The following is a 22,573-nucleotide window of genomic DNA, read 5'->3' as shown; positions in this document are numbered from 1 at the left end:
GATAGGTGTGCGTGGCAGGGTGATTAACTCATTCGAACCGCTCGTCTCGGTCACGGTCCCGTTTGGTCTCCCATTCACGTTGTTGGGCAATGTCCTGCGCAAGCCGATCTCTTGCATCAATCACAAACGACATATGTTCGGTCGAAATTATGCCGTCTAACTTATCCAACAAGCGCGCATTCGTCTCCATCCGCGCAGCCAATGATCCGCTCCAACTCGTCGGATGGAACCGCTCGATAAACACCGTCAATACGCTTCTGAAGTCGGGAGCGTGAACAAGGAGGGCCTTAGCGTGTTCAGAAAAGTCCCATTCCTGGCCTCCCTCGATCTGGCACGCGAATGTTACGAATGAGGCCGCAATTGGATAGCGGATGCTGGGGTCTTGATCACACCAATCGATAAGCACAGCACAAGGAATTTCGTCTGCGGGGTTAGTGCGATGATCATGAAGATAGTCAAAGACGCCTAAGCTAGCATCACCCATATGCAATTTGCTTTCGAACAGGGCGTCCAAAACTGCAATTGGTTGGGCGCCGAGCAACGCTCCAAGCAGACCATCGTTGTCATAGGAGTGAGCTTCATGGGCCGCGACAGCTTTACTCAACCGGGTAGCAACGGCTGCCGCGATCGGTCCAGCCTCCGGTTCCGTCAGGCAACCTCGTGCGATGAGTGCTAATCGGTAGTCATCACTTCGGTTGTCCTTCGTGAACTTAACTTGTCGCAGAAGCTCTTGACCGGCCTGGATAAGTTCCGGTTCGTATTTCTGCCTTTCTGATCTCTCTAAGTGGAAATGCGTGGAGAGTATTTCTAATGTAACGTCAAAACCGCCAGGTTGTTGCATGATGAGAAGAAGTAGATCTCTTAAGTCCTTACCCGGCAGTTGGTCCGTCGCTCGTCCGTACGCCAGACCTCGATACTTTCCAATTGGCGCATAACCGGAACTAAGCGCTCGCTTTAGGCGATCGACGCCGCGCACATCGAGACCTACAGCGAAATGTAGTTCTGGAACGAACGGGAGCAGGACGGGCTGATCAAACGCTGCATCAAGAAATTCCTGCACCAGATCGCATCCCCGTTGCCAAAGTTCGGCAAGATATCCTCTGAGTAGCTCGACGTTCTGCTGCTCCAACGGAAGCCGTCCAAGGTGTCCTAGCAGTGTTGCCCATGTAGCGCGGTGATCCTTCGACGCGCCGGCAAGCCCTCGGCCGAATGATACAACTCTGATTCCACCGCGTAACAGCGAGGGTAAAAGCTCTGCCAACACCGTATCGTCATCGGCAACTTCAACGCCAAGTTCGTAGGCCATCGTCTCAAGCCGCTCATATCGGCTCGCAGTACCGTCATCGGGCTCCATATCGTCAAGGTCAAGCCCGCTGGACCAGGCGCCTAGTACGATCGCATGGACTCGTTCCTGAAGGTTTGAAGGTCTCAGCTTCGCCTCCAAAGCGCTCAACCTTGAAACGCTTTCTAAGGAGAGCCGCGCTGTGTCGAAACGGATCGTTTGACGGCACGCCAGCCATCCATCACGCCAGAACCACTCCTTTGCGAACCTCAGAGACAAATCTTCCAGTTCATCAAGTATTTGTACAGAGACCCACAAACCGCGGAAATTCCTTGCCAGCAGACGGCGCATATCTGGCTTGAGTATGCCCTCGGCGAGCGCCAGTCGATCGATTAGCGTTAGCGCTGCTTTATACCAGTTGGCTACGTCCTCATCGCCCTGAGGCCAGTAGCCGTAGTCGCGCGAACGTGCCCCAAACTCGAAACCATAAACCGCGCCGAAATGTGTCGTCCTTAAAACGTTGTCCAATGCCCTCAAGCCAAGTGAACGCCGCGTTGATTCCTCTGAGCGAAGAAGGTCCTCGATCACACGTAGCCGCTGTTCGATGGTCGCATGTGTTCCAGAAAGGTGAATGGTGAATAGAGAAACAAAAGTATCCGAAACCTCTTTCGAATGCTGGTCGTGGGCGCTTTGCGTGGCGGCCTGCACGAGTAGGAAGCAACTCCGTTCAAACAGGACGGGGTCATAGGCCAAAGATCGCAACAGATGCCGGTGCTGCCGGCACACCCGCGTTGCCTCCTCTGCATTGCGACTGCCCGCCCGCTCCAAGGCCGTGAGTGTCGCCTCAGGCAGGACTGGAGCGATATTCTTAAACATCGCACGGCCGATCTCGTTCAGAACAGTTACATCTCCAAGGAGTCCCCCGGGTGCAAGCCATCGCTCAACTATGGCGATCGATCTAGGATGGTCATGCAGGAACGATAGTCGTCGTGAGAAAGAGCGAGCCAGGCGCTCTGTCCCACCGATCACAATTTGCTCATTTATAAGATCATACGGAATGTCATCTAGAGCGCGCGCTGCCAGCCGGTTTGCGATAGCGTGTGGCAGTATTGCCCGCCAAACGCCTCGCTGCTGGATGAGGTCTCGGCGAAGCAACTCACCGACATGGCGATACAGTTGCTGAGGTGTTTGACCAGAGAGCAGCGCTAGGCGCGGCAATTCCGCCTCCTCCCCTGTGAACGCCTCTCCCTGGAAAGAATAAATGAGTGAGCAAGTCTGTGCCGCATGCAACAATGCGTCGTTAGGATCGTGTCGCTGACGGAACAGACGTTGGAAAAGCTCATCATCCGAAAGGCCGGCAATGGATTCTGATCGCTCGACAGTGTTGGCGAGAGCAATTGCGATCCTTGCATTCCCGCCGGAGGCCTCGGCGATGGTGCGCGCATCGACTTGGGAAAGATACGGGTAGCGCCGCGCCACCAGCTTCTCGATCAGGTCGGGCGACGATGTGTCGAGGGTAACGACCTGGGTTCCTTCGGGTTGGTCGTCGCGCACGTCGTACTCGACGGTGAGCACGCTGATCGTACTGGTAGGTGCGGTGCAGAGTTCTGAGAGCCGGCGATGTAGATCTGGAGGACAATTATCCACAATAAGAACCGCGCGTGTGCGGGTCGCGATTAGATCCGATGCAAGGCTAGTCGGCTGCGGATCTGGATTGTCATTGAGGTTGGTGTAAACAGCAAGCGAAGGCGGCAACGGACGGGATCCGATCCGGGCGTCAAACAACGCCTCAACAAATCTGGTCTTGCCCACACCTGAGAGACCGACAAGCCGAACCACCTTCCCAACTTGTGCAAGCTCGTCACGCAGCTCATCGATTGCAGCTGCCACTGACTGCGCAATGGAATCGCGATAATTGCCCAGATGAAGGCGGAGCTTTTCGTCGAGCAAATATTCCGAGTCGGGGCCTTCTGCGGCACCGCTCCAGGGCCCATAAGGTCGCCAACCGGTAAAGGAGCGCCCTACACGCTCCTTTACCCATGTTATGAGACCAGGATGACGTCTTACCCAAGTCGCCAATCGCGTGCGATCATAAAAGTCGATTTCAAGCCTGTCGGCATTGGTAACGCCAGTCAATGCTTCGCGCATCGCGCTTCGCCGATTACGAAGGGGGGCGTCGGCCGTGGAACCATGTGAGCTGACGATAATGTAGGCCCCAGCCTCGTCTGCGAGTTCTTGGATGACCGGTCGGATAGTGCCGGCCGGACGCATTTCGTCTAGGATTGCTACCCTCGGCATATCTGGCGTCTTTACTTGAAAGCCTGTCGATGCGCGCGGAACGAATCCGTCAATGGCCGCTTTCGGATTTAACGCCACGCGAACATCAAGGCCACCATCAGCTGCAGTCTGATTGCCACCCCACGTTACGGCCGCAGGCGAGAGGCCCCGACTTGAAAGCTCAGCCTCGCACAAACGTCCGACGAGCTCCCTTAGGTCTGTGTCGTTAAGTCGGGCGATTTCGTCTGATGTGACGTCGAACATGATCAGGAATTGGTGGTTCGAGCTATGCCTTTATTCAGTTGATTCGTACGCTATCAAACAAGCATTGCTGATTCACTCGTTATCGGCCCAGTTCCCCATCAACCGCAAGCCATGATTGCCGAAAAATCGCGACGCATCTGCGGTTGCGGCATCGCCCTCCTACCCTCACGGCCATCTCAGAGTTCGATCCCAGATTCTCCGATAGTAAAGCATCGATCACACAGACAATTCCCGTGCTTGCCACCAGAATCCAGACTGCCCAAATCATTCGGCAGAGTAGACTATTTCCATCGCTGCAATTGAGTCATTCACCGCGCAGACGCGCGGTGGCTGGATCTCTGTGACAAGTGTAAAGCCCGGAAACATACCTGACAGATGTTCGGAGACATACCTGACAGTCAGTCCTGGCTTTTGAGGTTGATTTTTGCGACCTGCGTTGCGCCGAAGAAGACGCCGTAGAGACCGTCTTGCTGGAGCGGTCGGATGGCGAGGGGTTCGGATCTGAAGGCGTTGGGCACGCGCCAGAAGCGTCCCTTGAAGCTGACATAGCCCTTGGTCGCTCCGACGCGGCGCACGATGTCCGAGCTGTCATAGACCGGTTCGGGCAGGCGGTCGGGAAAGGGGCGCGGCGACGGCCTGTAGCGGCTGGCCGGCACGGCCATGTCGATGCCCTGATGGGGACGGCGATGGTTGTAGATGTCGCGCCAGCGGTCGAAGGCGCGCTGCGCCTGGGCGTGGCTGGCGAGGGCTGCAAAGTCGAAGACCTCGGCCTTGAGGCTGCGGTGGAAGCGCTCGTTCTTGCCGCGGCCCTGGGGATGGTAGGGCCTGGCATGGATGACGTCGATGCCGAGCTTGAGCAGCCAGATGCGCAACCGTGTCCATTGATTGGGCACGCCGGTGCCCCATGGCGGGCCGTTGTCGGTATAGATGGCCATCGGCAGGCCGTGGCGGCGCAGGATGGGCTCCAGCCGGGCGCGGACGGTCTGCATGCGCTCGTCGGCGCAGGCTTCGAGCCCGACGGCGAAGCGGGAATGGTCGTCGATGATGGTCAGGGGATGGCACCACAGGCCCGAGACGAGTTGCGTGCGCCCCTTGAAGTCCATCTGCCAGAGCAGATTGGGCGCCTCGCGTTCGAAACGGCCGAGCGCCGGCTGCCCGCCCCTCTGGGGCATGATGCGGTCGTGACGCACCAGGATGGCATGGACGGTGGAAGCAGATGGCGGCGCCGTTCCCAAATCCTGCAGCCGGCGGGCGATCTTGCGCGCGCCCCAGGCCGGATGTTCGTCACGGATGGCGAGCACCGCGCCCTCGAGACCGGCTGCGGTACGCCGTGGGCTCGCATGCGGCCGGCGCGATCGGTCCTCCACCGGCTCGCCCGCCTGCAGGCGCCGCAGCCAGACATAGCCCGTCTGCCGGCTGATGCCGAAACGCTGGCAAAGCTGAGAGACGTTCGCCCCTTCAAGCCCGGCCAGCCGACAGAATTCCAAACGCTCATCCACAACAGACCTCGACCGCCAAACCATCCAAACCTCCCGAGAAACCATCTCGGAAGTGTCAGGTATGTCTCCGAACATCTGTCAGGTATGTATCAAGGCCGTACAACAAGCACAGAGATGAGGGTGGAGAGGGTTGCGGCCGCCTCGCCGCTCTTGCCGGCGCCACCCCACTCCGCATCCCCACACCCTCACCTACAACTTGCACCCCTTCGAAAGCGCCGCACTCTCCATCGCCGAAACCTTCCCCTTCGACACGGCAACCTCGCCCTCCTTGTCCCCGCCGGCCACGCTGCCGATCGGCACGCCGACCAGGAACACGCCGAAAGCGTCTCCATTGGCTGCCGAGATCTGCTGTTTCGAGAGATCGTCGAGCTTCTTCTTTTCCGTCGTGTGGAGTTGGGCCAGCTGCGGGCAGCTGAGATTGGTGTAGGATCGATCGACATTCAGGATTCCCAAATCAGTTGCTGAGTGATTCATAGGCTGCCGTGATGATCACGGAGACCTGTGGATGGCGGCGAAGCGGTATGAACTGAGCGACGGACAGTGGGAGAAGATCGCCTCGTTGCTTCCGGGTAAGGTTGGTGATCCCGGTCGAACCGGTGCGGACAACCGTATTTTTATCAATGGTTGCCTCTGGGTGTTGCGCTCAGGCGCGCACTGGCGTGACTTGCCCGAGCGCTATGGCAAGTGGAAGACGGTGCACAAGCGCTTCAGTCGCTGGTGCCATGCCGGTGTCTGGGAGCGTGTCTTCGAGACGCTGACGGCCGATCGCAACAACCAATACCTGATGATCGACAGCACGATCGTTCGTGCCCATCAGCAGGCGGCCTCCGGAAAAGGGGGGCCAAGGATCAGGCGCTGGGGCGTTCCCGAGGTGGACTGACCACCAAGATTCACATGCTGGCCGATGCGTTGGGCCGACCGCTGCGGTTCATCATAACGGCGGGCCAGGTCGGCGACATCACACAGGCACCTGCACTTCTGGATGGGCAAGCCGCCGAGGCCGTTCTGGCCGACAAAGCCTATGACAGCAACGCCTTGCGCGCGATCATCGCGACCATGGGAGCCGAAGCGGTCATCCCGTCAAATCGAACGCGAAAGATCATCATCGACCATGATGAAGCGATCTACATAAACCGCAACCGCATCGAGCGCTGCTTCGGCTGCATGAAGCACTTTCGCCGTTTCGCAACGCGCTACGAACGCAGAACCATTCACTTCCAAGGCTTCGTCCATCTCGCCGCCGCAATGATGTGGATGGCTTGAATGTCGATCGGTCCTAGGCCTGCATCGGGATGTCGGCCTGCACGATGGCGTCAGGCCGTTTGACCTTGCCCCCAAGTTTTATCCGGTTTTGAGTTCGCTCCAGCGGTTTTGGGTTGCTGTGTTCGGGGCGGTTCAGGGACTTAAATGCCTCCTCGTAAAAATTCTAGTTTCCACGAATGCGAATGCCGCCGTGTGCGCATTGAAAGCGTACAGATTGACATGGAGCCTCAATTCCCATACTCTTAAAGTCGTATGAATGGAGGCTTCCATGCCAAGAGCAGCAATCGAAGATAACGAGCGCATGAGCCTGCGTATTGCAGCGACAGCGAAAGCCAAGCTGTTGCGGGCAGCCATGTTGCGCAATACCGATCTAACCAATTTCGTGACACAATCCGCGCTACGAGAAGCAGAGGCGGTGATTGCCGAAGCCGAAGTCGTCAAGGTATCGGAACGGGACTATCTGCGCATCCTCAATCTGCTGGAAAACCCACCCAAGCCGAATGCCAAGCTGCGTGCTGCTATCGCAGCACTGCCGGATACTCTATGAGCATTCCGCAATGGCATGAGGAACCGATCAAAAAATCTCATCATCGGGCTTCCTTTGATTGTGGCGATGCGCAGATGAACGAGTTTCTGCAACGCTTTGCACGACAGAGCCATGAGCAGAATGCAGCCAAGACCTTCTGTGCAGTCGATAATGCAATACCAAACCGCATCCTTGGTTTTTACACGATAGCGCCCTCGTCTGTAGCGCATGAGACCGTACCCGCACCAATGACGAGAGGGCTGGCACGCCATGACGTACCGGGCTTCAAGCTTGCCCGTCTGGCAACAGACCGTGCCATGGCGGGGCAGGGATTGGGAGGACAACTCCTTGCCGCAGCAGCCTTGCGTTGCCTGCGGCTCGCCGGTGAAGGCGGTGGTATTCTCCTGATTATCGACGCAAAGAGCGAACGCGCCGCCAACTGGTACGCTTCTTTCGGAGCCGAACCGCTACAAGAAAGGCCGCTGACCCTCGTCATGCCACTTGCAACCTTTGCCCCTGATTTGCGCGCCAAAGGTCTGCTGTAAAGGGAGGCGCGATTTGCACTCCTCAACGGTTGCTCGTGCCTGTAGACTATTTCCATCGCTACAATTGAGTCATTCACCGCGCAGACGCGCGGTGGCTGGATCTCTGTGACAAGTGTACGGCCTTGATACATACCTGACAGATGTTCGGAGACATACCTGACACTTCCGAGATGGTTTCTCGGGAGGTTTGGATGGTTTGGCGGTCGAGGTCTGTTGTGGATGAGCGTTTGGAATTCTGTCGGCTGGCCGGGCTTGAAGGGGCGAACGTCTCTCAGCTTTGCCAGCGTTTCGGCATCAGCCGGCAGACGGGCTATGTCTGGCTGCGGCGCCTGCAGGCGGGCGAGCCGGTGGAGGACCGATCGCGCCGGCCGCATGCGAGCCCACGGCGTACCGCAGCCGGTCTCGAGGGCGCGGTGCTCGCCATCCGTGACGAACATCCGGCCTGGGGCGCGCGCAAGATCGCCCGCCGGCTGCAGGATTTGGGAACGGCGCCGCCATCTGCTTCCACCGTCCATGCCATCCTGGTGCGTCACGACCGCATCATGCCCCAGAGGGGCGGGCAGCCGGCGCTCGGCCGTTTCGAACGCGAGGCGCCCAATCTGCTCTGGCAGATGGACTTCAAGGGGCGCACGCAACTCGTCTCGGGCCTGTGGTGCCATCCCCTGACCATCATCGACGACCATTCCCGCTTCGCCGTCGGGCTCGAAGCCTGCGCCGACGAGCGCATGCAGACCGTCCGCGCCCGGCTGGAGCCCATCCTGCGCCGCCACGGCCTGCCGATGGCCATCTATACCGACAACGGCCCGCCATGGGGCACCGGCGTGCCCAATCAATGGACACGGTTGCGCATCTGGCTGCTCAAGCTCGGCATCGACGTCATCCATGCCAGGCCCTACCATCCCCAGGGCCGCGGCAAGAACGAGCGCTTCCACCGCAGCCTCAAGGCCGAGGTCTTCGACTTTGCAGCCCTCGCCAGCCACGCCCAGGCGCAGCGCGCCTTCGACCGCTGGCGCGACATCTACAACCATCGCCGTCCCCATCAGGGCATCGACATGGCCGTGCCGGCCAGCCGCTACAGGCCGTCGCCGCGCCCCTTTCCCGACCGCCTGCCCGAACCGGTCTATGACAGCTCGGACATCGTGCGCCGCGTCGGAGCGACCAAGGGCTATGTCAGCTTCAAGGGACGCTTCTGGCGCGTGCCCAACGCCTTCAGATCCGAACCCCTCGCCATCCGACCGCTCCAGCAAGACGGTCTCTACGGCGTCTTCTTCGGCGCAACGCAGGTCGCAAAAATCAACCTCAAAAGCCAGGACTGACTGTCAGGTATGTCTCCGAACATCTGTCAGGTATGTTTCCGGGCTTTACAACAAGCACAGAGATGAGGGTGGAGAGGGTTGCCGCCTCGACACTCCGCCGGCGCCACCCCACTCCGCATCCCCACACCCCTCACCTACAACTTGCACCCCTTCGACAGCGCCGCACTCTCCATCGCCGAAACCTTGCCCTTCGACACGGCAACCTCGCCCTCCTTGTCCCCGCCGGCCACGCTGCCGATCGGCACGCCGACCAGGAACACGCCGAACGCGTCCCCATTGGCCGCCGAGATCTGCTGTTTCGAGAGATCGTCGAGCTTCTTCTTTTCCGTCGTGTGGAGCTGGGCCAGCTGCGGGCAGCTGAGATTGGTATAGGCCTGCATCGGGATGTCGGCCTGCACGATGGCGTCGGGCCGTTTCGCGCAGGACGCGAGGGCCGCGGCAAGGGCCGCGGCGAGAATGAATTTTTTCATGATGTAACCCCAGTTAGCGGCCGATTTCTAGCATTGCCGCCCGCCTGGCGCGAGTAATGGGGAGAAACAACCACAGGAGAATTATCGCGTGCGGCGGGCGGCCTTTCCGCCGCCGGCCCCGCCATTCGGCGCACCCGCCCCGCAAGCCGGCCCGCGCAGTGGCCCGCCTCACGGTGGCCCGCCTCGCAGTGCCCCCCTCACAGCGGATTGACGTAATTCATGATCGCCACCTGCCGCAGCACCACCCGGCGGATGATGTGGGGGGCTTTCATATGGCCGGTGAAGATCGCCGCCGTGCCGGTGGCGCCTGCCGGCAGGCTGGCGGAAAAGGCCTGGTCGTCGAGGCGCACGCGCACGACGAGCGGCGCCGTCAGGATCGTCGACGGAGCGACCGCGCTGCCCGAGGTCTGCACCTGGCCGGCGGCGACGGCCTGGATGAGCGTTTCCACCTTGCCGGTGAGGATGCGGCCCGGCGCGAACTTGAAGGTGATTTCCACCGGCTGGCCGGGCTCGACATAGCGGGCGTTGATCTGGGCGATCTCCACGCCAACCAGCGTATCCGACGTATCGATGAAGGCCATGACCGGCGCAAGCGGCAGGCTGGCGACGCGCGCGCCCGGCCGCAGCGCCAGATTGGTGACATAGCCGTCGGCCGGCGCGCGCACCACCGTCTTGTCGAGATCCCATTGCGCGCCGGCGATCTCGGCCGTCAGCTGCTCCACCTCCGCCTGCCGCTGCTCGACATCGTAGGCGCGCCCCGCCCCCGTCGCCTGCAGCCGCGTGGTCTCTTCCAGCCGCTGCCGGTTGAGGCCGAGCTGCGCCTTCAGGGCATCGAGCCTGGCCTGATAGGGCTGCGGATCGATCCGGAACAATATGTCGCCGGCCTTCAGCGCCATATTGGCCTTGACCGGCACCTCGGTCACTTCGCCGGCGACATTGGGCACGATCGCCACCGAATTGCGCACCACCAGCGCCTGGCCCTGCGGCGCGCCCCAGCCCATGGGAATGAACAGGCCAACGAGCAGCAGCAGGAAGACGATGACGGGCGAGATCTTCCAGAACAGGTTGAAGCGCACGATATGCAGCTTCACCAGCAGGAAGAGGATGGCGAGATAGACGTTGAGCAGGACGACGATCATGGCGCGCGCTCCGGCGCGTGCCTGCGCGGAATATCGACATAGGCCCAGATGAGAACGAGCGGCCAGAGCGCAAAGCCGAGGAAGAGCGTCACCCAGCCGCCGACGGTGGCGGCCTCCTTCCAGGGATGGTCGCGCCGTCTGGCGATCATGCCGGGAAGCATCGCCATGAAGACGACGACGAAGACCGTGCTGGCAACCAGCACGATCCAGGCGAATAGGTCGATGCCGCTCATTCCCCTCCCCCTTGGCCCCTCTCCCTTGGCCCGTCCCCCTTGGCCCGTCTCCCTTGGCCCCTCTCCCTTGGCCTGCCTCCCCTGGCCTGCCTTCTCCTGACCCGCCTGGCCTGGCCCGGTCCGGCCATACGATAGCCGGGCGCCCGGCCGGGGGAAGTACGCAACCGTAAACGCCTGCCGGCATTTACGTTGCGCAACGGCTGCCGCGCCGCCGCTTTGCCGATCCGGACCGGGCCTGCCGCAGCGCCGCCCGCCCCCCGCCGCGCCCCTTCCGCCTTAAGGCGTAGCCCGTTTGGTGCCTAACCCTTTTGGATGAATTGCGAATCGGCCTCGACGCGACGAAAGTAGCTATGCGGCGGTAGTAGGATTATCAGGACCGAAACCGATGCGGGGGGCTTGCCGAGTATTGAGTGGGAGCCCCTCAATTCCTTGCGGCCTGATCTCCGCCACCGCCGGCCGCCGCTTCCCGATCCGCATCCGTCCGTCTGCCATCAAGGCCGCAGGCAGCTTCGCCGCGCCGGGCGGCGTCTATCCCTGTCCAATCTTCATCCGGGGTGCGGGTGCGGAACGCGGGCGGGCGGCAGCGGCCGCGAGGGCCGGGATTTCAGGTCAGCTATGAGGGCTCGCCACACAATACCAATCGCGAGCCCTGATATCTGCTCAGTCCGCCAGAACGCGTAAGGCGCGTGAAATAAACATGAATAGCGGCAAAAGTCGCGTGAAAAGTGTGTGACACAGACTTGCCGCCGCGCTTGCCGGGCCGTGACGGCGCCTTTGCGGGAAGGCCCAGGAAGCCGCCGAGGGGTATCGGCGGTTTCCTTGGAGAAAGATGAAAAGGGCGTGCCGGATCAGGGTCGGCCACCCCTTTCGTGCCGGGGTTCGACGCCCGGCGGCGATCAATGTAACAGACCCCGCCCCCGCTTCCATCGGACCAAAGTCCGATGCCCGCCATTTGCGCCGGGAAAGGCCGGTTCGGGCCGCTCGCCGTGGCGGCGGGGCGCCTTTGGGGCGCGCAAAGGCGTGCCGCCCGGAGGGCGTACTCCCATCGGCGGCTTGTCTAACCCGGCAAAAAGCGGTTAGCTGGCCTCGCTGCTGGCACATGTCCGCATTTCGGGGGGAATGTCGTGCGCTGGTCCAAACCTCTAAGGCTGCATCTCGGCGTTCTGGTCGTGGCGTCGCTGCTGTGCACCTCCATGCCGATCATCTGGCTGGCCTTCAGCCGCGGCAGCGAGGCCGCCGTCAGCGCCGGCATGTTGCAGATGCGCGAGATGAGCCTGCGGCTGATCGAGGGCTACCGCAACACGCTGCAGGGCGGCACCGAGGCGGTGACGCTGGCCGCCACCCTGCCGCAGCTCGCCTCCCCGCCGCCGCAGGACATGGACGCGAAGCTGGAATTCTTCCTGGAAGCGCTGCGCAACCTGCCCGCCGCCACCAGCATCTATACCGGCTATCCCGACGGCGCCTACCTGCAGGTCATCAACACGCAGCGCCGCGACGTGCGCCGCATCCTCGCCGCCCCCGACGGCGCCGCCTTCGCCATCCGCACCATCGCCGCCCGCCATGGCCCCGCCCCGGTTTCGACGCTGCGTTTCCTCGACGCCGCAGCTACGCCGATCGAGGAGCGCAGCGTCGAATCCTCCTTCGATCCGCGCGAGCGGCCCTGGTACCGGCAGACCGTGCAGCATGGCGGCCTGCTCTCCGTCGGCCCCTATATTGCCGGGACGCTGCAGCTGCCGACGCTGACCATCGCCGCGCCGCTGCGCGAGGACGCCGCCGTCGTCGTCGGCCTCAACATCCACCTGCTCACCGTCAGCCAGCTCCTCAACGCGCGGGCGATCTCGCCGCGGGCGCGCGCCTATATCGTCGACGGCAACGACGACCTGATCGTGCATTCCGACCCGGCCACCATGCAGCGCCTGCTCGCCATCTGGGCCAAGAGCGCCGAGGCGGGCGCCGTCGCGGTCGATACCACCACCGACGGGTTCGACACGAGCCTGGAAACGGTGGCACGGCTGCGCCGCGACCCGGCCTTTATAAACGGCGGCGTGGCGCGCGTCGAAATCGACGGCGAGCGCCAGCTGGTGCAGGTCGCCCCCGTCGGCGTCTCCGGCCTGTTCGGCGACAGCGTGGCGGCCATCGTCGTGCCGCTGGAAGACCTGGTGGCGGAGGCCGACCGGCTGCTGCTGCACAACCTCCTGATCGCCGCCGCCTTCCTGGCCGCGGGGCTGGCCGCCTCCGTGCTCCTGTCGCGCCGGGTCAGCCGCTCCCTCTACCGGCTGGCCGACGAGGCGCGCAGGATCGGCGATCTCGACGTCAGCGAAAAGCCCGTCTCGCACTCCCTGATTACCGAGATCAACACGCTGGCGACCGCCCTTGCCGCCAGCCGCCACGCCATCCGCCAGTTCGCGCTCTACGTGCCGCGCGAAGTGGTGCGCCGCATCGTCAATCCCGAAGGGCGCGCGATCGTCAGGGCCTCGCGCCGCGACGTGACGGCGCTTTTCACCGATATCCGCGATTTCACCACATTCTCCGAACGCAATTCGCCCGAAGACGTGGTCGATACGCTCTCGGCCTATTTCGAGATCCTCAACACGATTGCCGAGCGCCACGGCGGCACGGTTGTGCAATATCTCGGCGATTCCATCTTCGTCATGTGGAACGCCCCGGTGGAGGATGAGAGGCACGCCGAAAACGGCTGCCGCTGCGCGCTTGCCATGAAGGCGGCGGTCGACGCGCTGAACGCGGAAAACGGCCGCACCGGCCGCCCCGCCCTCGTCACCCGCTTCGGCCTGCACACCGGCCCCGCCGTCGTCGGCAGCTTCGGCGCGATCTCGCGCCAGCAATATACGGCCATGGGCGACACGATCAACGTCGCCTCCCGGCTGGAAGGGCTGAACAAGCAGTTCGGCACCACGATCCTCGCAAGCGCGGCCATCCGCGCGGCGGTGGGAAACCGCTTCGCCTTCCGCCCGCTCGGGCTGGTGCAGGTCAAGGGCCGCGCCGAGAAGGTGGATATCTGGGAGCTTACGGGAGAGAGCTAGAGCAAGGCGCGATCACTTCCCTTTGCGCAAAATGTTGCGGTTGGCATCCCCATCGAATTGGAAAGAAAACTTGAACTTCGTCACCTCGGGAAAGGTGATGCCAGACGGCCCGGCAAAGGGCGAGGCTCTCTGAATGATCGCCTGCACGTTCCGTGCGACCAGAGCACGCTGGGCTGCGGTCCCGCCTGTCAGCTTCACCTCCGGCCTGCCGACAAGGCGCCCTTCGGTATCGACCTCAAAACTCGCTGTTCCGCGCATACCGTCAAGTTTGGGGTCCGCGTTCACGACCCAATGTTGCTGGATGGAGTGGCGCACCGCCTGGGCGCGCCGCAAATCGGCCGCGCGATCGGCGCTTTGCGCATGGGCCGGAACGGCAGGTCCTGTCGCCATCGGCAACAGCGTCAGAAGCAACACCAGCCGGACCAGCGCGGCACAGATTTTCGTCATCGGTTTCCCCCAGTCTGGCGGGCTTTCGAGCATCCAAACCGAAGCCCCCCACAAACATCATCCTTTGAAGGGCCGGCAAACGGCCTCTTCCGCTCTCAAACCAGCTTCTTCGCCTCTGTCTTCGCATGCGCGTGATACTTGTCCTCGCGCAGCTTGCCGAACAGTTTCAAACTCTCCAGATGCTCGCGCTGCGCCCGGTAGAACGCGTTCAGGAACAGCATTTCCTCCCCTGGCTTCACCGCATCCCCGTATCCGATCCGTCGCGTGATCGTGCGCACGATCTTGAAACGGCAGGCCCGGCAGGGACCGGCCCGGCCTTGGCATGATCGCGCCCGGTCGATTATCCTGCCTTGCGAATTGGCGAGGCTTTCCACGGGAGGGACACGATGCAGCGCCTGGCGAGATGCTCCTGCGGCAGGCTGTCGGCCACGGCCGGCGGATCGCCGCTGAAAATATCGGCCTGCCATTGCCGGTCGTGCCAGCGCCGCACCGGCTCCGCCTTCGGCGTTGCCGTCTTCTACGCCGCGTCCGATGTCGCGGTCTCGGGCGAGGCCAGCACCTATGTCAGAACGGGCGACAGCGGCAAGGAGCTGACCTTCCATTTCTGCCCGTCCTGCGGCTCGACCGTGTACTGGCAGCCGCAATTCCGGCCGGGGCTGGTGGCGATCGCGCTCGGCTGTTTCGAGGAGAGTTCCGATCTCGTGCCCAGCCAGAGCGTCTACGGCGACAACGCCCATTCCTGGCTCGACCTGCGCTTCGGCTGACCGCCAGCCGCTGCCGGCCGCCTCACGACAGCGCGAAAATCCGCACTTCCCGGCTGATGCCCTGCAGCTCCTCCATGCGCGAGACCTGGCTGATGCCGCCCTGCCGCAGCATGTCGGACACCTGCTCGTTGCCGACGACGGCTTCCGTCGTCAGGATCACCTGCGGCTCGGCAAGGCCCTGCACGCGCGAGGCGATGTTGACGGTCTGGCCGAAATAGTCCTGCCGGTCGTTCATGCTGACGGCAAGGCACGGCCCCTCGTGGATGCCGATCTTCAAGAGCAGGTCCTCGCTGCCGCGTTCGGCGTTCAGCCGCAGCATGGCCTCGCGCATCCGCAGCGCCGCCGCCACCGCCCGGTCCGGGCTCGGGAAGGTCGCCATCACGGCGTCGCCGATGGTCTTGACCACGGCGCCCGCTTCCGAGGCCACGATCTCGTTCAGCACCCGGAAATGCGTGCGCACCAGGTCGAAGGCGGCAAGGTCGCCGACGCGCTCGTAAAGCGCCGTCGAGCCGCGCAGGTCGGTGAAGAGGAAGGTCAGGCTGGTGATCTTCAGCCGCTGGTCCACGTCCAGCGTATCGGTGCGGTAGATATCGCGAAAACTCTGGTTGGTGAGCAGCCGCTTGGCCGTCAGGAACGGCCGCCTGTGGCCGAGAATGTCGTGCAGCTCGTCGCCGGCGATGCAGACGTTGGGCAGCACGCGCCGGTCGGTATGGTTTTCCAGCGTCAGCCGCAGCGAGCCGGGGCGCAGCACCAGCGTTTCGTTCGGCGAATGGCCGTGGCTGATGACCATCGACAGCGCCTGGCGCTCGCCCGTCGGCTCGCCCTGCACGTCGATGAACTGCGCCGAATGCGTCACCGCGTCGAAGATGATGACGAATTGCGGCGGCAGCTGCAGCGAAACGAAGGCCCGCTCGCCGGGATCGAGCTCGACCATTTCGAGCAGGATGCGCGAAAACCGCTCCTCGAGGTCGTCGGGCAGGTCGACGCCGGAGGAAAAGAAGATCTGCCGGTAATATTCGAGCGCCGGCAGCCGGTCCGGCTCGTGGGCGGCGATCCTGCGCACGCGCGGGCTGACGGTGAACGTCACCTCCACCATCTCGTCCAGCGTCGGCTCGTAGCCGGCCGCGCAGAGCGCGCAATGATAGGCCTCCCGGTCGACCATTTTCAGCGTCGCGCCCGTATCGAGCACGCCGCCGCAGCCGGGGCAGAGCACGTTCCAGGTCATCTCGAAGGCGCCGATGCGGGCGGCATGGAGGAAGGCGGCGATCACCTTCTCCTCGTCGAGACGGTGGGCGGCCGCAAAAGCGAGCGCGTTGATGCGGTTGAGCTCGCGGTCGCCGCCGTGCCGCACGACATGTTCGATCCGCTCGGCCGTCTCAGGGTCGGCCGCCTGCCGCAGGGCCGCAAAAAGCCCCTCCACTTCGCTCATCCCGCAAGCCTCCGCACGCAACCCCACGGCCGATATTGCCGGGCGAAGGGCGATTATATCACGGAACGGAAATATGGATATTGCCGGCGCCGCTCACGAACGGCCGCCGGCGATTGCCTCGACGGCAGCGGCGCGGCCGGGCGGGTGGCCTGAGCCGCCCGCCGCCCGCCGCTCATTGCTGGATATCGGGCTCGACCAGCCGCGCCAGGTTGCGCAGCGATTCCTGCCAGCCGAGATAGCAGGCCTCCGGCGGGATGAGATCGGGAATGCCGGCCTGCACGATATTGATTTCGGTGCCGACGGAAACCCTGGTCAGGGTGACGGTCACGTCCATCTGGCCCGGCAGGTTGGCGTCGTCGAACCTGTCGGTGTAACGCAGCCTCTCGCCCGGCACGAGTTCCAGATACTCGCCGCCGAAGGAATGGCTGTGGCCGGTCGTGAAGTTGCGGAACGACATCCGGTGCGTGCCGCCGACGGCGGGCTCCAGATGGTGAACCGTGCAGGCAAAGCCGTTCGGCGGCAGCCATTTGGCCACGGCATCGGCCTCCAGGAAGGCGCGGTAGACCTTGTCCGGCGTGGTTGCCAGGACGCGGTGCAGTCTGATTGTGCTCGGCATGACGATCCTCCTTCGGATTGGGCTTTTGCAATACAGAAAAGACGAAGCCGCCTTCGCCGATCCGACAGCGCGGCGGAATTTTTTTGGTCCCCCCTCGCCCGTGCGGCGGGCCGGCACGTCAAAGATCCTGTCCACAGCAATATTTCGTCCGGCAACATTGCGCGTGTAGCAACGACAGAAATGCACGTTATGCTCGCCGGATTACATCTTATGGGCGCGGGGGAAATAAATGAAACATCGATATATATACTGCGCGGCAGTCTTGCTTCTCTCCGGATGCACGACATTGCCCGCCATGCCTGACGGGGACGATGCCCAAAGCATTATCCAGCTGGCGGATATCGTTCAGTGCGAAATCCTGACGACCTTCAAGCAGGCGAAAGAGAAAACAAAGCTGGATTTCAGCAAGTGGGGAGCAACCTACGTCATCACCCAGAATACGACCGAGACAGACAACGCTCACGTCGATCCGCTGACATGGCTGGCGCCGGCAGGCGTTACCAAGCTTCTCTACGCCTCCAACGCAAAACGCGAGCGGGAGGCTTACCGGAACGGCAAGGTGGAATATAGCGTGCCGGTCGTCGACGATAAATCGCAAGCCTGCGAAAGGGTCGGCAGCTACAAGAACATAAGGGTCGAGCCCAGGGATTTCAGGCTGAGCGAATGGGTAGAAAGAATTTCCCACGGCGAAAATTACGGCCGGATCGACAAGTTCAGCTACTCGGTTCGCGTGCAGGTGACGACGAAACTCGGTATCGGGTCCGAATTCGAGGATGGCAAATGGACCGCGATCGGCGCGGTTTCCCGCAACAGGGAAACCGTCAAGACAGTGGACTTCGCCTTCGCGCAGAGGCTGGAAGAAAAACCGGTCGAGGTGGTGATCGTCGATGTGAAAACGCCCCGGCAACTGGAAACGATCGTTCCGGGGCAAGGCCCGGCCACGGGGCCGGCAGAACAGAAAGGCCCCTCCCCGGTTCCGCAATCGATCATCAGGCAGAACCAGCAGAGCATTCAGGGCCTGCAGCTCGACCGGGTCTCCCCAACCGGGCGGCTGGACAGATAGCGGATACTCCCCGGCTTGCCAGGCGCGCGTTTGCGCGCCTGCCCTGCCGCCCTCCTCGCCATACCCCTCGCCCGTGCGGCGGGCGATCGCCGCTACACGCCGCCGCCGCGCCGGGCCGCCTGCGCGCCCTTGCCGGCGCCCGCCCGCTTGCCCGCCACGTCGAGCAGCCGGCGGAAGGTCGGGCATTCCATATGCGAGGGGGCCGGGCATTCGGCGACGTGGCGCAGCGTGTCGCTGAGCGCGCTGAGTTCGCGGATCTGGCGGTCGATCTCGTCGGCCTTGCGGTGCAGCACGGCGCGCGGCAGGTCCGGGGCGCCGTTCGTGCCGAACATGCCCGCAATTTCCTCCAGCGAAAAACCGGCCGTCTTGCCCATCGTAATCAGCTTCAGCTGCAGGAGCACGTCCGGCGAGAACTGCCGGCGCAGCCCGTGGCGGAAGACGGAGGCGATGAGCCCGATCTCCTCGTAATAGCGCAGGGCCGAGGGCTTGATTCCGCTTCGCGCCGAGACTTCTCCAATATCCAGAAATTTCATGCTTGACCTCAAGTCGGCTTGAATTCGTACCCTGCTCCCGCAAGCCAATTCAAGCAAGAGGAAATTCATATGGAACAGATGGAAGATAGGCCGGCAGGGACAGGAAGGAGGCGCGGCGCCACGCTGACGCTGTCGCTTTCCATGCTGCTCGCCTCGCTCGGCACCAGCATCGCCAACATTGCCCTGCCCCGGCTGGCCGAGGATTTTTCCGCGCCTTTCGCCAGGGTGCAGGGCGTCGTCGTCGCCTATCTCGCCGCACTCACGGTCTGCGTCGTGCTGGCCGGCCGGCTCGGCGATCTCTACGGGCTGAAGCGCATGCAGCTTTCGGGCCTTGCCCTTTTTGCCGTCGCCTCGCTGCTTTCGGCCATCGCCCCGGACCTGACGCTGCTGATGGCGGCGCGCGCCGCGCAAGGGGCGGGCGCGGCCTTCCTGATGACGATCTCGATGGCGCTGATGCGCGAGACCGCAGGCGAGGCGCGCATCGGCCGCGCCATGGGCCTGCTCGGCACCGTCTCCGCACTCGGCACGGCGCTCGGCCCCTCGCTCGGCGGCGCGCTGATCCCGCTTGCCGGCTGGCGCGGCATCTTCTGGGTGCAGGTGCCGCTTGCCCTTGCGGCGCTGGCGCTCGCCTTCGCCACGCTGCCGGCCGACGGCGCCAGAGGGGCAAGGCGCGGGGCCGGCCTGCTGGCCGTGCTGGAACGGCGCCTCCTGCCGAACCTGCTCGTCAATATCGTGGTTGCCGCCGTGATGATGACGACGCTGGTGGTCGGCCCCTTCTATCTCGGCCTGGCGCTCGGGCTGACACCCGCCTGGGTCGGCCTCGTCATGTCGGTCGGCCCGGTGATCTCCATCCTCGGGGGCGTTCCCTCCGGCCGGCTGGTCGACGGCTGGGGGGCCGCCCGCGTGCTCTCTCTCGGCCTTGCCCTGCTGGCGGCCGGCGCCTTCCTGCTGGCGGTCCTGCCGGGGTTTGCGGGCGTTGCCGGCTATGTCGCCGCCATTGCCGTGCTCACCCCCGGCTACCAGCTCTTCCAGGCCGCCAACAACACGGCCGCCCTTGCCGACGTGGCGAAGGACCGGCGCGGCCTCGCCTCCGGCCTGCTCGGCCTGTCGCGCAATATCGGGCTGATCGCCGGCGCCTCGCTGATGGGCGCCGTCTTCGCCGCCGGCGTCGGCACGCAGGATTTCGCCCATGCCGACGCGGCCGCGATCACCGCCGGGATGCGCGCGACCTTCCTGCTTGCCGCCGCCATGACGGCCGCGGCAATGGCGCTGGTTTTTGCCGGCCGCTTCGAACGCGCCCCGGGCAAGGCGTGACATCCCTGCTCTGCGTGCGGGGCCACCCGGCCCCGCCCTCGGCTCGCCCCCGGTTCGCCCCCGGTTCGCGCAGCGCCGCTCAGGCGAATACGGTGATGCAGACGGCCATCCAGATCAACGCCGTCCCCAGCGCCATCGCCCGCCGGGCAACGGCAACCTTGTCCGCCTCTTCCTCCGAAACGGGTGTCGTCACGATCCAGGGCACGCAGCCGAGAGAGGCAAATCCGACGATGGCGATGGCCATCACAAGATAATCGACGGCGCGCCAGCTGCCCTGTTCATACACGCCCCAATAGCCCAGAAAGGCCATTCCCACCGCAAACATGGTGGCGGAGGCGGAGCACAGGCCCGTGACGGACCCGGTCGGTGCGCGCAAGCTGCTTTTTTCACGTATCTGCGAGGTCATGACGCAACATCCGCGATCGTTGGCTGTCTGCCTGCAACTATGTCAGCAATCGGGCGCGGCGTGAAGCGCATCCTGGCGTGCCGAAATGGAGAGGTCGGCGCCCGCAGCCCCCTCATCCGCCCTTCGGGCACCTTCTCCCCCAGGGGAGAAGGGGGAGTCGCCGCAACGTCCTGTCCCAATCGGAACGTCTTATTCTCTCGCAAAGAGTGCCCCGCACTCCCCTTCTCCCCGGCGGGGAGAAGGTGCCCGAAGGGCGGATGAGGGGGCTCCGGGCTCAACCTCGCCTCTTGCCGACCATGCCGGCAATCACCCATCCTCATGTGCGGCAGGGTGGAAACGCCCCGTCGCGCGATAAGTTCGCGCCCGCCGCCGCTAAAAGCGCATCCTGGCGTGAGGAAATGGAGGGGTCGGCGCCCGGAGCCCCCTCATCCGACCCTTCGGGCCACCTTCTCCCCGCCGGGGGAGAAGGGGAGTCGCCGCAACGTCCTGTCCCAATCGGAACGTCTTATTCTCTCGCAAAGAGTGCCCCGGACTCCCCTTCTCCCCTGGGGGGTCCGAAGGACGGGTTGAGACCCGTGGCTCAACCCCGGTCAGGTGGCCCGAAGGGTCGGATGAGGGGCTGCGGTCTCAACCTCGCCTGTCACCGACCATGACGGCACTCGCCATCTTCACCGCCGCCCGGAGCGAAGGGCGGCATCCGCCCTGCCCGCAACCGCAAGCGAGCGCAGCAGGCCGCCCGCCGCCAGCGCAAGCGTCACCGCGCCGGCAAGCGCCAGCAAGCCGCGCGGCCTCTGCCCGCCGGCCTCGTCCGTCCGCCCGCGCCGGGACAGGACGGCATCCGCCTCCTCGCGCAGGGCCGAAACCCGGTGGCCGAGAAGGGCGAGTTGCCGGCGCGCCAGCGTCAGCTCCTCCCGCGCCCTCACCGCTGACGCCTCCTCGCCGGGGGCTGCGCCGAACCCGTCGGCGGCGGCATCCTCGGCATCGGCCAGATGCTCGTCCAGCTCGGCCCTCGTCCTGAATCCGTGGCTCTTGATCGTGGTCATGGCCGTCCTCCTCTCGGCATGTGCGGCAGGGTGGAAACGCCCCGTCGCGCGATAAGTTCGCGCCCCGCCGCTAAAGCAGCCGCACCGACATGCCGCCATCGGCGATCATCGGGCTGCCGGTCATGAAGCTTGCCCGGTCCGACAGCAGGAACATCGCCGCCTGCGCGATCTCCCCGGCCGCCGCCATGCGCTTCATCGGATGCAGGCCGGAAATGTATTGCAGGAATTCGGGATTGTCCTGCCCGCCCGCCGGCGTGACCGTGCCGCCCGGAAGCAGGCTGTTGATCCGCACACCGTCGGCCGCATGGTCGGCGGCGGCCGATTGCACGAGGCCGATCAGGCCCGCCTTGGAGGCGGCATAGGCCCCCATGCCCGGCAGGCCGCCATTGCTGTAGCCCACGAAGGACGAGGTGAAGACGATCGAGCCGCCGCCCTGCGCCGTCATGACCGGCAATTGCGCCTTGAGCGCGAAGAAGGCGCTCGTCAGGTTGGTGGACATCACCGCCTCCCAGTTGGAAAGGCTCATCTGCGCCAGGGCGCCCATCTCGCCGACGATGCCGGCATTGTTGAAGGCGCCGTCGAGCCGGCCATAGGCATCGAGCGCCCGGCCGACCAGCGCCTGCGCATAGGCCTCCTCCCGCACGTCACCGGCAAGGGACACGGCCGTGCCGCCGCTCTCGCCGATCTCCGACGTCAGCGCATCGAGCATCTGCGCCCGCCGCGCGCCGAGTACCAACCTTGCGCCCTCGGCCGCAAACAGCCGCGCCGCCGCCGCCCCGATGCCGCTGCTTGCCCCTGAAATGACGATAACCTTGCCGTCGAGTTCCATATCCGTACCTCCTGTTGCGATAGGGCATGGGTAGGAGATCCGGCGGGCGGCAGCCACCCGATTCCCGATCGGCCGCCGGGCATGCCGCCCGCAATTCGTCAACGGACGGAAGCCGTTAACCATGCCCCGCTCTCTAGGACCATGGTCCGACGCATGCCGGACCTCGGTCCGATGCAGGCGGCGCGAATCGCACCTAACATCCGCCTCGTCCCGGCCCCGCCCTGCCCGGCAGGCGGTGCCGGGACGTTCGAGGAAGCTTTTCTTGCGGAGGAAA

Annotated in this window: 18 protein-coding genes and 5 pseudogenes; 8 read left to right on the top strand and 15 right to left on the bottom strand. The window is 63.8% G+C overall.

Annotated features, from left to right (window positions below; all coding sequences use genetic code 11):
• Positions 1-28: 28 nt before the first annotated feature.
• The 3 genes and pseudogenes from ACU8HS_RS18785 to ACU8HS_RS18775 form a co-directional block, all read right to left on the bottom strand.
• The gene (locus ACU8HS_RS18785; protein ID WP_447014910.1) at positions 29-3,430 is read right to left on the bottom strand and encodes a hypothetical protein; all 3,402 of its coding nucleotides are present in this window, start codon (positions 3,428-3,430) and stop codon (positions 29-31) included.
• A gap of 747 nt (positions 3,431-4,177) precedes the next feature.
• Positions 4,178-5,346, bottom strand: a pseudogene (locus ACU8HS_RS18780) (IS481 family transposase); the annotation flags it as partial.
• 165 nt (positions 5,347-5,511) lie between these two features.
• Positions 5,512-5,751 (bottom strand): annotated as a pseudogene (locus tag ACU8HS_RS18775) (hypothetical protein); the annotation flags it as partial.
• A gap of 76 nt (positions 5,752-5,827) precedes the next feature.
• On the opposite strand from ACU8HS_RS18775, the gene ACU8HS_RS18770 reads away from it, so the two are divergent.
• From ACU8HS_RS18770 to ACU8HS_RS18755, 4 genes and pseudogenes are all read left to right on the top strand, one after another.
• A protein-coding gene (locus tag ACU8HS_RS18770) for an IS5 family transposase (protein ID WP_112757072.1) occupies positions 5,828-6,585 on the top strand; the annotation gives its coding sequence in 2 pieces (ribosomal slippage) (positions 5,828-6,170 and positions 6,170-6,585; 759 coding nt in all).
• A gap of 268 nt (positions 6,586-6,853) precedes the next feature.
• Complete coding sequence (locus ACU8HS_RS18765; RefSeq protein WP_112566565.1) at positions 6,854-7,132, top strand: type II toxin -antitoxin system TacA 1-like antitoxin; 279 nt, start codon at positions 6,854-6,856, stop codon at positions 7,130-7,132.
• A complete protein-coding gene (locus ACU8HS_RS18760) occupies positions 7,129-7,656 on the top strand; it encodes a GNAT family N-acetyltransferase (RefSeq protein ID WP_447014909.1) in 528 nt (175 codons plus the stop codon). Before ACU8HS_RS18765 ends, ACU8HS_RS18760 begins: the two co-directional genes overlap by 4 nt.
• Before the next feature lie 191 nt (positions 7,657-7,847).
• Positions 7,848-9,016: pseudogene (locus ACU8HS_RS18755) on the top strand (IS481 family transposase); the annotation flags it as partial.
• Positions 9,017-9,106: 90 nt separating this feature from the next.
• On the opposite strand, the gene ACU8HS_RS18750 reads toward ACU8HS_RS18755, so the two are convergent.
• The 3 genes from ACU8HS_RS18750 to ACU8HS_RS18740 all read right to left on the bottom strand — a co-directional run bounded on the left by ACU8HS_RS18750 (position 9,107) and on the right by ACU8HS_RS18740 (position 10,814).
• Complete coding sequence (locus tag ACU8HS_RS18750; RefSeq protein ID WP_112566539.1) at positions 9,107-9,442, bottom strand: hypothetical protein; 336 nt, start codon at positions 9,440-9,442, stop codon at positions 9,107-9,109.
• Positions 9,443-9,639: 197 nt separating this feature from the next.
• Positions 9,640-10,581, bottom strand: a complete 942-nt coding sequence (locus ACU8HS_RS18745) for an HlyD family secretion protein (RefSeq protein WP_447014908.1) — start codon at positions 10,579-10,581, stop codon at positions 9,640-9,642.
• Entirely contained in the window at positions 10,578-10,814 is a 237-nt protein-coding gene (locus ACU8HS_RS18740) for a DUF3302 domain-containing protein (protein WP_447014907.1), read from the bottom strand. Before ACU8HS_RS18740 ends, ACU8HS_RS18745 begins: the two co-directional genes overlap by 4 nt.
• A gap of 1,124 nt (positions 10,815-11,938) precedes the next feature.
• Between ACU8HS_RS18740 and ACU8HS_RS18735 the strand changes: the two genes are divergently transcribed.
• The gene (locus ACU8HS_RS18735; RefSeq protein ID WP_447014906.1) at positions 11,939-13,855 is read left to right on the top strand and encodes an adenylate/guanylate cyclase domain-containing protein; all 1,917 of its coding nucleotides are present in this window, start codon (positions 11,939-11,941) and stop codon (positions 13,853-13,855) included.
• A 12-nt stretch (positions 13,856-13,867) separates the two neighbouring features.
• Here ACU8HS_RS18735 and ACU8HS_RS18730 read toward each other — a convergent pair whose 3' ends face one another.
• Both ACU8HS_RS18730 and ACU8HS_RS18725 read right to left on the bottom strand, forming a co-directional pair.
• Positions 13,868-14,302: a hypothetical protein gene (locus ACU8HS_RS18730; RefSeq protein WP_113500972.1), complete on the bottom strand. Its 435-nt coding sequence runs from the start codon at positions 14,300-14,302 to the stop codon at positions 13,868-13,870.
• 95 nt (positions 14,303-14,397) lie between these two features.
• Positions 14,398-14,586, bottom strand: a pseudogene (locus ACU8HS_RS18725) (RDD family protein); the annotation flags it as partial.
• A gap of 102 nt (positions 14,587-14,688) precedes the next feature.
• On the opposite strand from ACU8HS_RS18725, the gene ACU8HS_RS18720 reads away from it, so the two are divergent.
• A complete protein-coding gene (locus tag ACU8HS_RS18720; RefSeq protein ID WP_112573497.1) occupies positions 14,689-15,066 on the top strand; it encodes a GFA family protein in 378 nt (125 codons plus the stop codon).
• Between the two features lie 22 nt (positions 15,067-15,088).
• On the opposite strand, the gene ACU8HS_RS18715 is transcribed toward ACU8HS_RS18720, so the two are convergent.
• The gene (locus ACU8HS_RS18715; protein ID WP_112705969.1) at positions 15,089-16,495 is read right to left on the bottom strand and encodes an adenylate/guanylate cyclase domain-containing protein; all 1,407 of its coding nucleotides are present in this window, start codon (positions 16,493-16,495) and stop codon (positions 15,089-15,091) included.
• A gap of 172 nt (positions 16,496-16,667) precedes the next feature.
• Positions 16,668-17,111, bottom strand: coding sequence for an SRPBCC family protein (locus ACU8HS_RS18710; RefSeq protein WP_112758622.1), 444 nt, complete (start codon positions 17,109-17,111; stop codon positions 16,668-16,670).
• A 295-nt stretch (positions 17,112-17,406) separates the two neighbouring features.
• Here ACU8HS_RS18710 and ACU8HS_RS18705 point away from each other — a divergent pair, with 295 nt between their 5' ends.
• The gene (locus ACU8HS_RS18705) at positions 17,407-18,174 is read left to right on the top strand and encodes a hypothetical protein (protein WP_447014905.1); all 768 of its coding nucleotides are present in this window, start codon (positions 17,407-17,409) and stop codon (positions 18,172-18,174) included.
• 92 nt (positions 18,175-18,266) lie between these two features.
• On the opposite strand, the gene ACU8HS_RS18700 is transcribed toward ACU8HS_RS18705, so the two are convergent.
• Entirely contained in the window at positions 18,267-18,707 is a 441-nt protein-coding gene (locus ACU8HS_RS18700) for a helix-turn-helix domain-containing protein (protein ID WP_112758862.1), read from the bottom strand.
• Between the two features lie 69 nt (positions 18,708-18,776).
• Between ACU8HS_RS18700 and ACU8HS_RS18695 the strand changes: the two genes are divergently transcribed.
• On the top strand, positions 18,777-20,021 hold the full coding sequence (locus ACU8HS_RS18695; RefSeq protein ID WP_162702992.1) for an MFS transporter: 1,245 nt from the start codon (positions 18,777-18,779) through the stop codon (positions 20,019-20,021).
• A 79-nt stretch (positions 20,022-20,100) separates the two neighbouring features.
• On the opposite strand, the gene ACU8HS_RS18690 is transcribed toward ACU8HS_RS18695, so the two are convergent.
• From ACU8HS_RS18690 to ACU8HS_RS18675, 4 genes and pseudogenes are all read right to left on the bottom strand, one after another.
• Positions 20,101-20,427 carry a hypothetical protein gene (locus ACU8HS_RS18690; RefSeq protein WP_112573487.1) on the bottom strand — a complete coding sequence of 109 codons (327 nt, stop codon included), beginning with the start codon at positions 20,425-20,427 and terminating at the stop codon, positions 20,101-20,103.
• Between the two features lie 96 nt (positions 20,428-20,523).
• A pseudogene (locus ACU8HS_RS18685) lies at positions 20,524-20,733 on the bottom strand (hypothetical protein); the annotation flags it as partial.
• 362 nt (positions 20,734-21,095) lie between these two features.
• Complete coding sequence (locus tag ACU8HS_RS18680) at positions 21,096-21,470, bottom strand: hypothetical protein (protein WP_112758549.1); 375 nt, start codon at positions 21,468-21,470, stop codon at positions 21,096-21,098.
• Positions 21,471-21,540: 70 nt separating this feature from the next.
• Positions 21,541-22,299 carry an SDR family oxidoreductase gene (locus ACU8HS_RS18675; protein ID WP_112705994.1) on the bottom strand — a complete coding sequence of 253 codons (759 nt, stop codon included), beginning with the start codon at positions 22,297-22,299 and terminating at the stop codon, positions 21,541-21,543.
• Between the last annotated feature and the right edge of the window lie 274 nt (positions 22,300-22,573).

It is taken from the genome of Rhizobium sp. KDH_Rht_773_N (genome assembly GCF_052946295.1).
Note: the sequence above shows the minus strand (reverse complement) of the source record. Positions and strands in the feature narration are given on the sequence as shown.

Coding starts and splice junctions, on each gene's coding strand:
- ACU8HS_RS18785 (WP_447014910.1), bottom strand. CDS start 3,430: ATGCGCGAAGCATTGACTGGCGTTACCAATGCCGACAGGCTTGAAATC.
- ACU8HS_RS18765 (WP_112566565.1), top strand. CDS start 6,854: ATGCCAAGAGCAGCAATCGAAGATAACGAGCGCATGAGCCTGCGTATT.
- ACU8HS_RS18760 (WP_447014909.1), top strand. CDS start 7,129: ATGAGCATTCCGCAATGGCATGAGGAACCGATCAAAAAATCTCATCAT.
- ACU8HS_RS18750 (WP_112566539.1), bottom strand. CDS start 9,442: ATGAAAAAATTCATTCTCGCCGCGGCCCTTGCCGCGGCCCTCGCGTCC.
- ACU8HS_RS18745 (WP_447014908.1), bottom strand. CDS start 10,581: ATGATCGTCGTCCTGCTCAACGTCTATCTCGCCATCCTCTTCCTGCTG.
- ACU8HS_RS18740 (WP_447014907.1), bottom strand. CDS start 10,814: ATGAGCGGCATCGACCTATTCGCCTGGATCGTGCTGGTTGCCAGCACG.
- ACU8HS_RS18730 (WP_113500972.1), bottom strand. CDS start 14,302: ATGACGAAAATCTGTGCCGCGCTGGTCCGGCTGGTGTTGCTTCTGACG.
- ACU8HS_RS18720 (WP_112573497.1), top strand. CDS start 14,689: ATGCAGCGCCTGGCGAGATGCTCCTGCGGCAGGCTGTCGGCCACGGCC.
- ACU8HS_RS18715 (WP_112705969.1), bottom strand. CDS start 16,495: ATGAGCGAAGTGGAGGGGCTTTTTGCGGCCCTGCGGCAGGCGGCCGAC.
- ACU8HS_RS18710 (WP_112758622.1), bottom strand. CDS start 17,111: ATGCCGAGCACAATCAGACTGCACCGCGTCCTGGCAACCACGCCGGAC.
- ACU8HS_RS18705 (WP_447014905.1), top strand. CDS start 17,407: ATGCCTGACGGGGACGATGCCCAAAGCATTATCCAGCTGGCGGATATC.
- ACU8HS_RS18700 (WP_112758862.1), bottom strand. CDS start 18,707: ATGAAATTTCTGGATATTGGAGAAGTCTCGGCGCGAAGCGGAATCAAG.
- ACU8HS_RS18695 (WP_162702992.1), top strand. CDS start 18,777: ATGGAACAGATGGAAGATAGGCCGGCAGGGACAGGAAGGAGGCGCGGC.
- ACU8HS_RS18690 (WP_112573487.1), bottom strand. CDS start 20,427: ATGACCTCGCAGATACGTGAAAAAAGCAGCTTGCGCGCACCGACCGGG.
- ACU8HS_RS18680 (WP_112758549.1), bottom strand. CDS start 21,470: ATGACCACGATCAAGAGCCACGGATTCAGGACGAGGGCCGAGCTGGAC.
- ACU8HS_RS18675 (WP_112705994.1), bottom strand. CDS start 22,299: ATGGAACTCGACGGCAAGGTTATCGTCATTTCAGGGGCAAGCAGCGGC.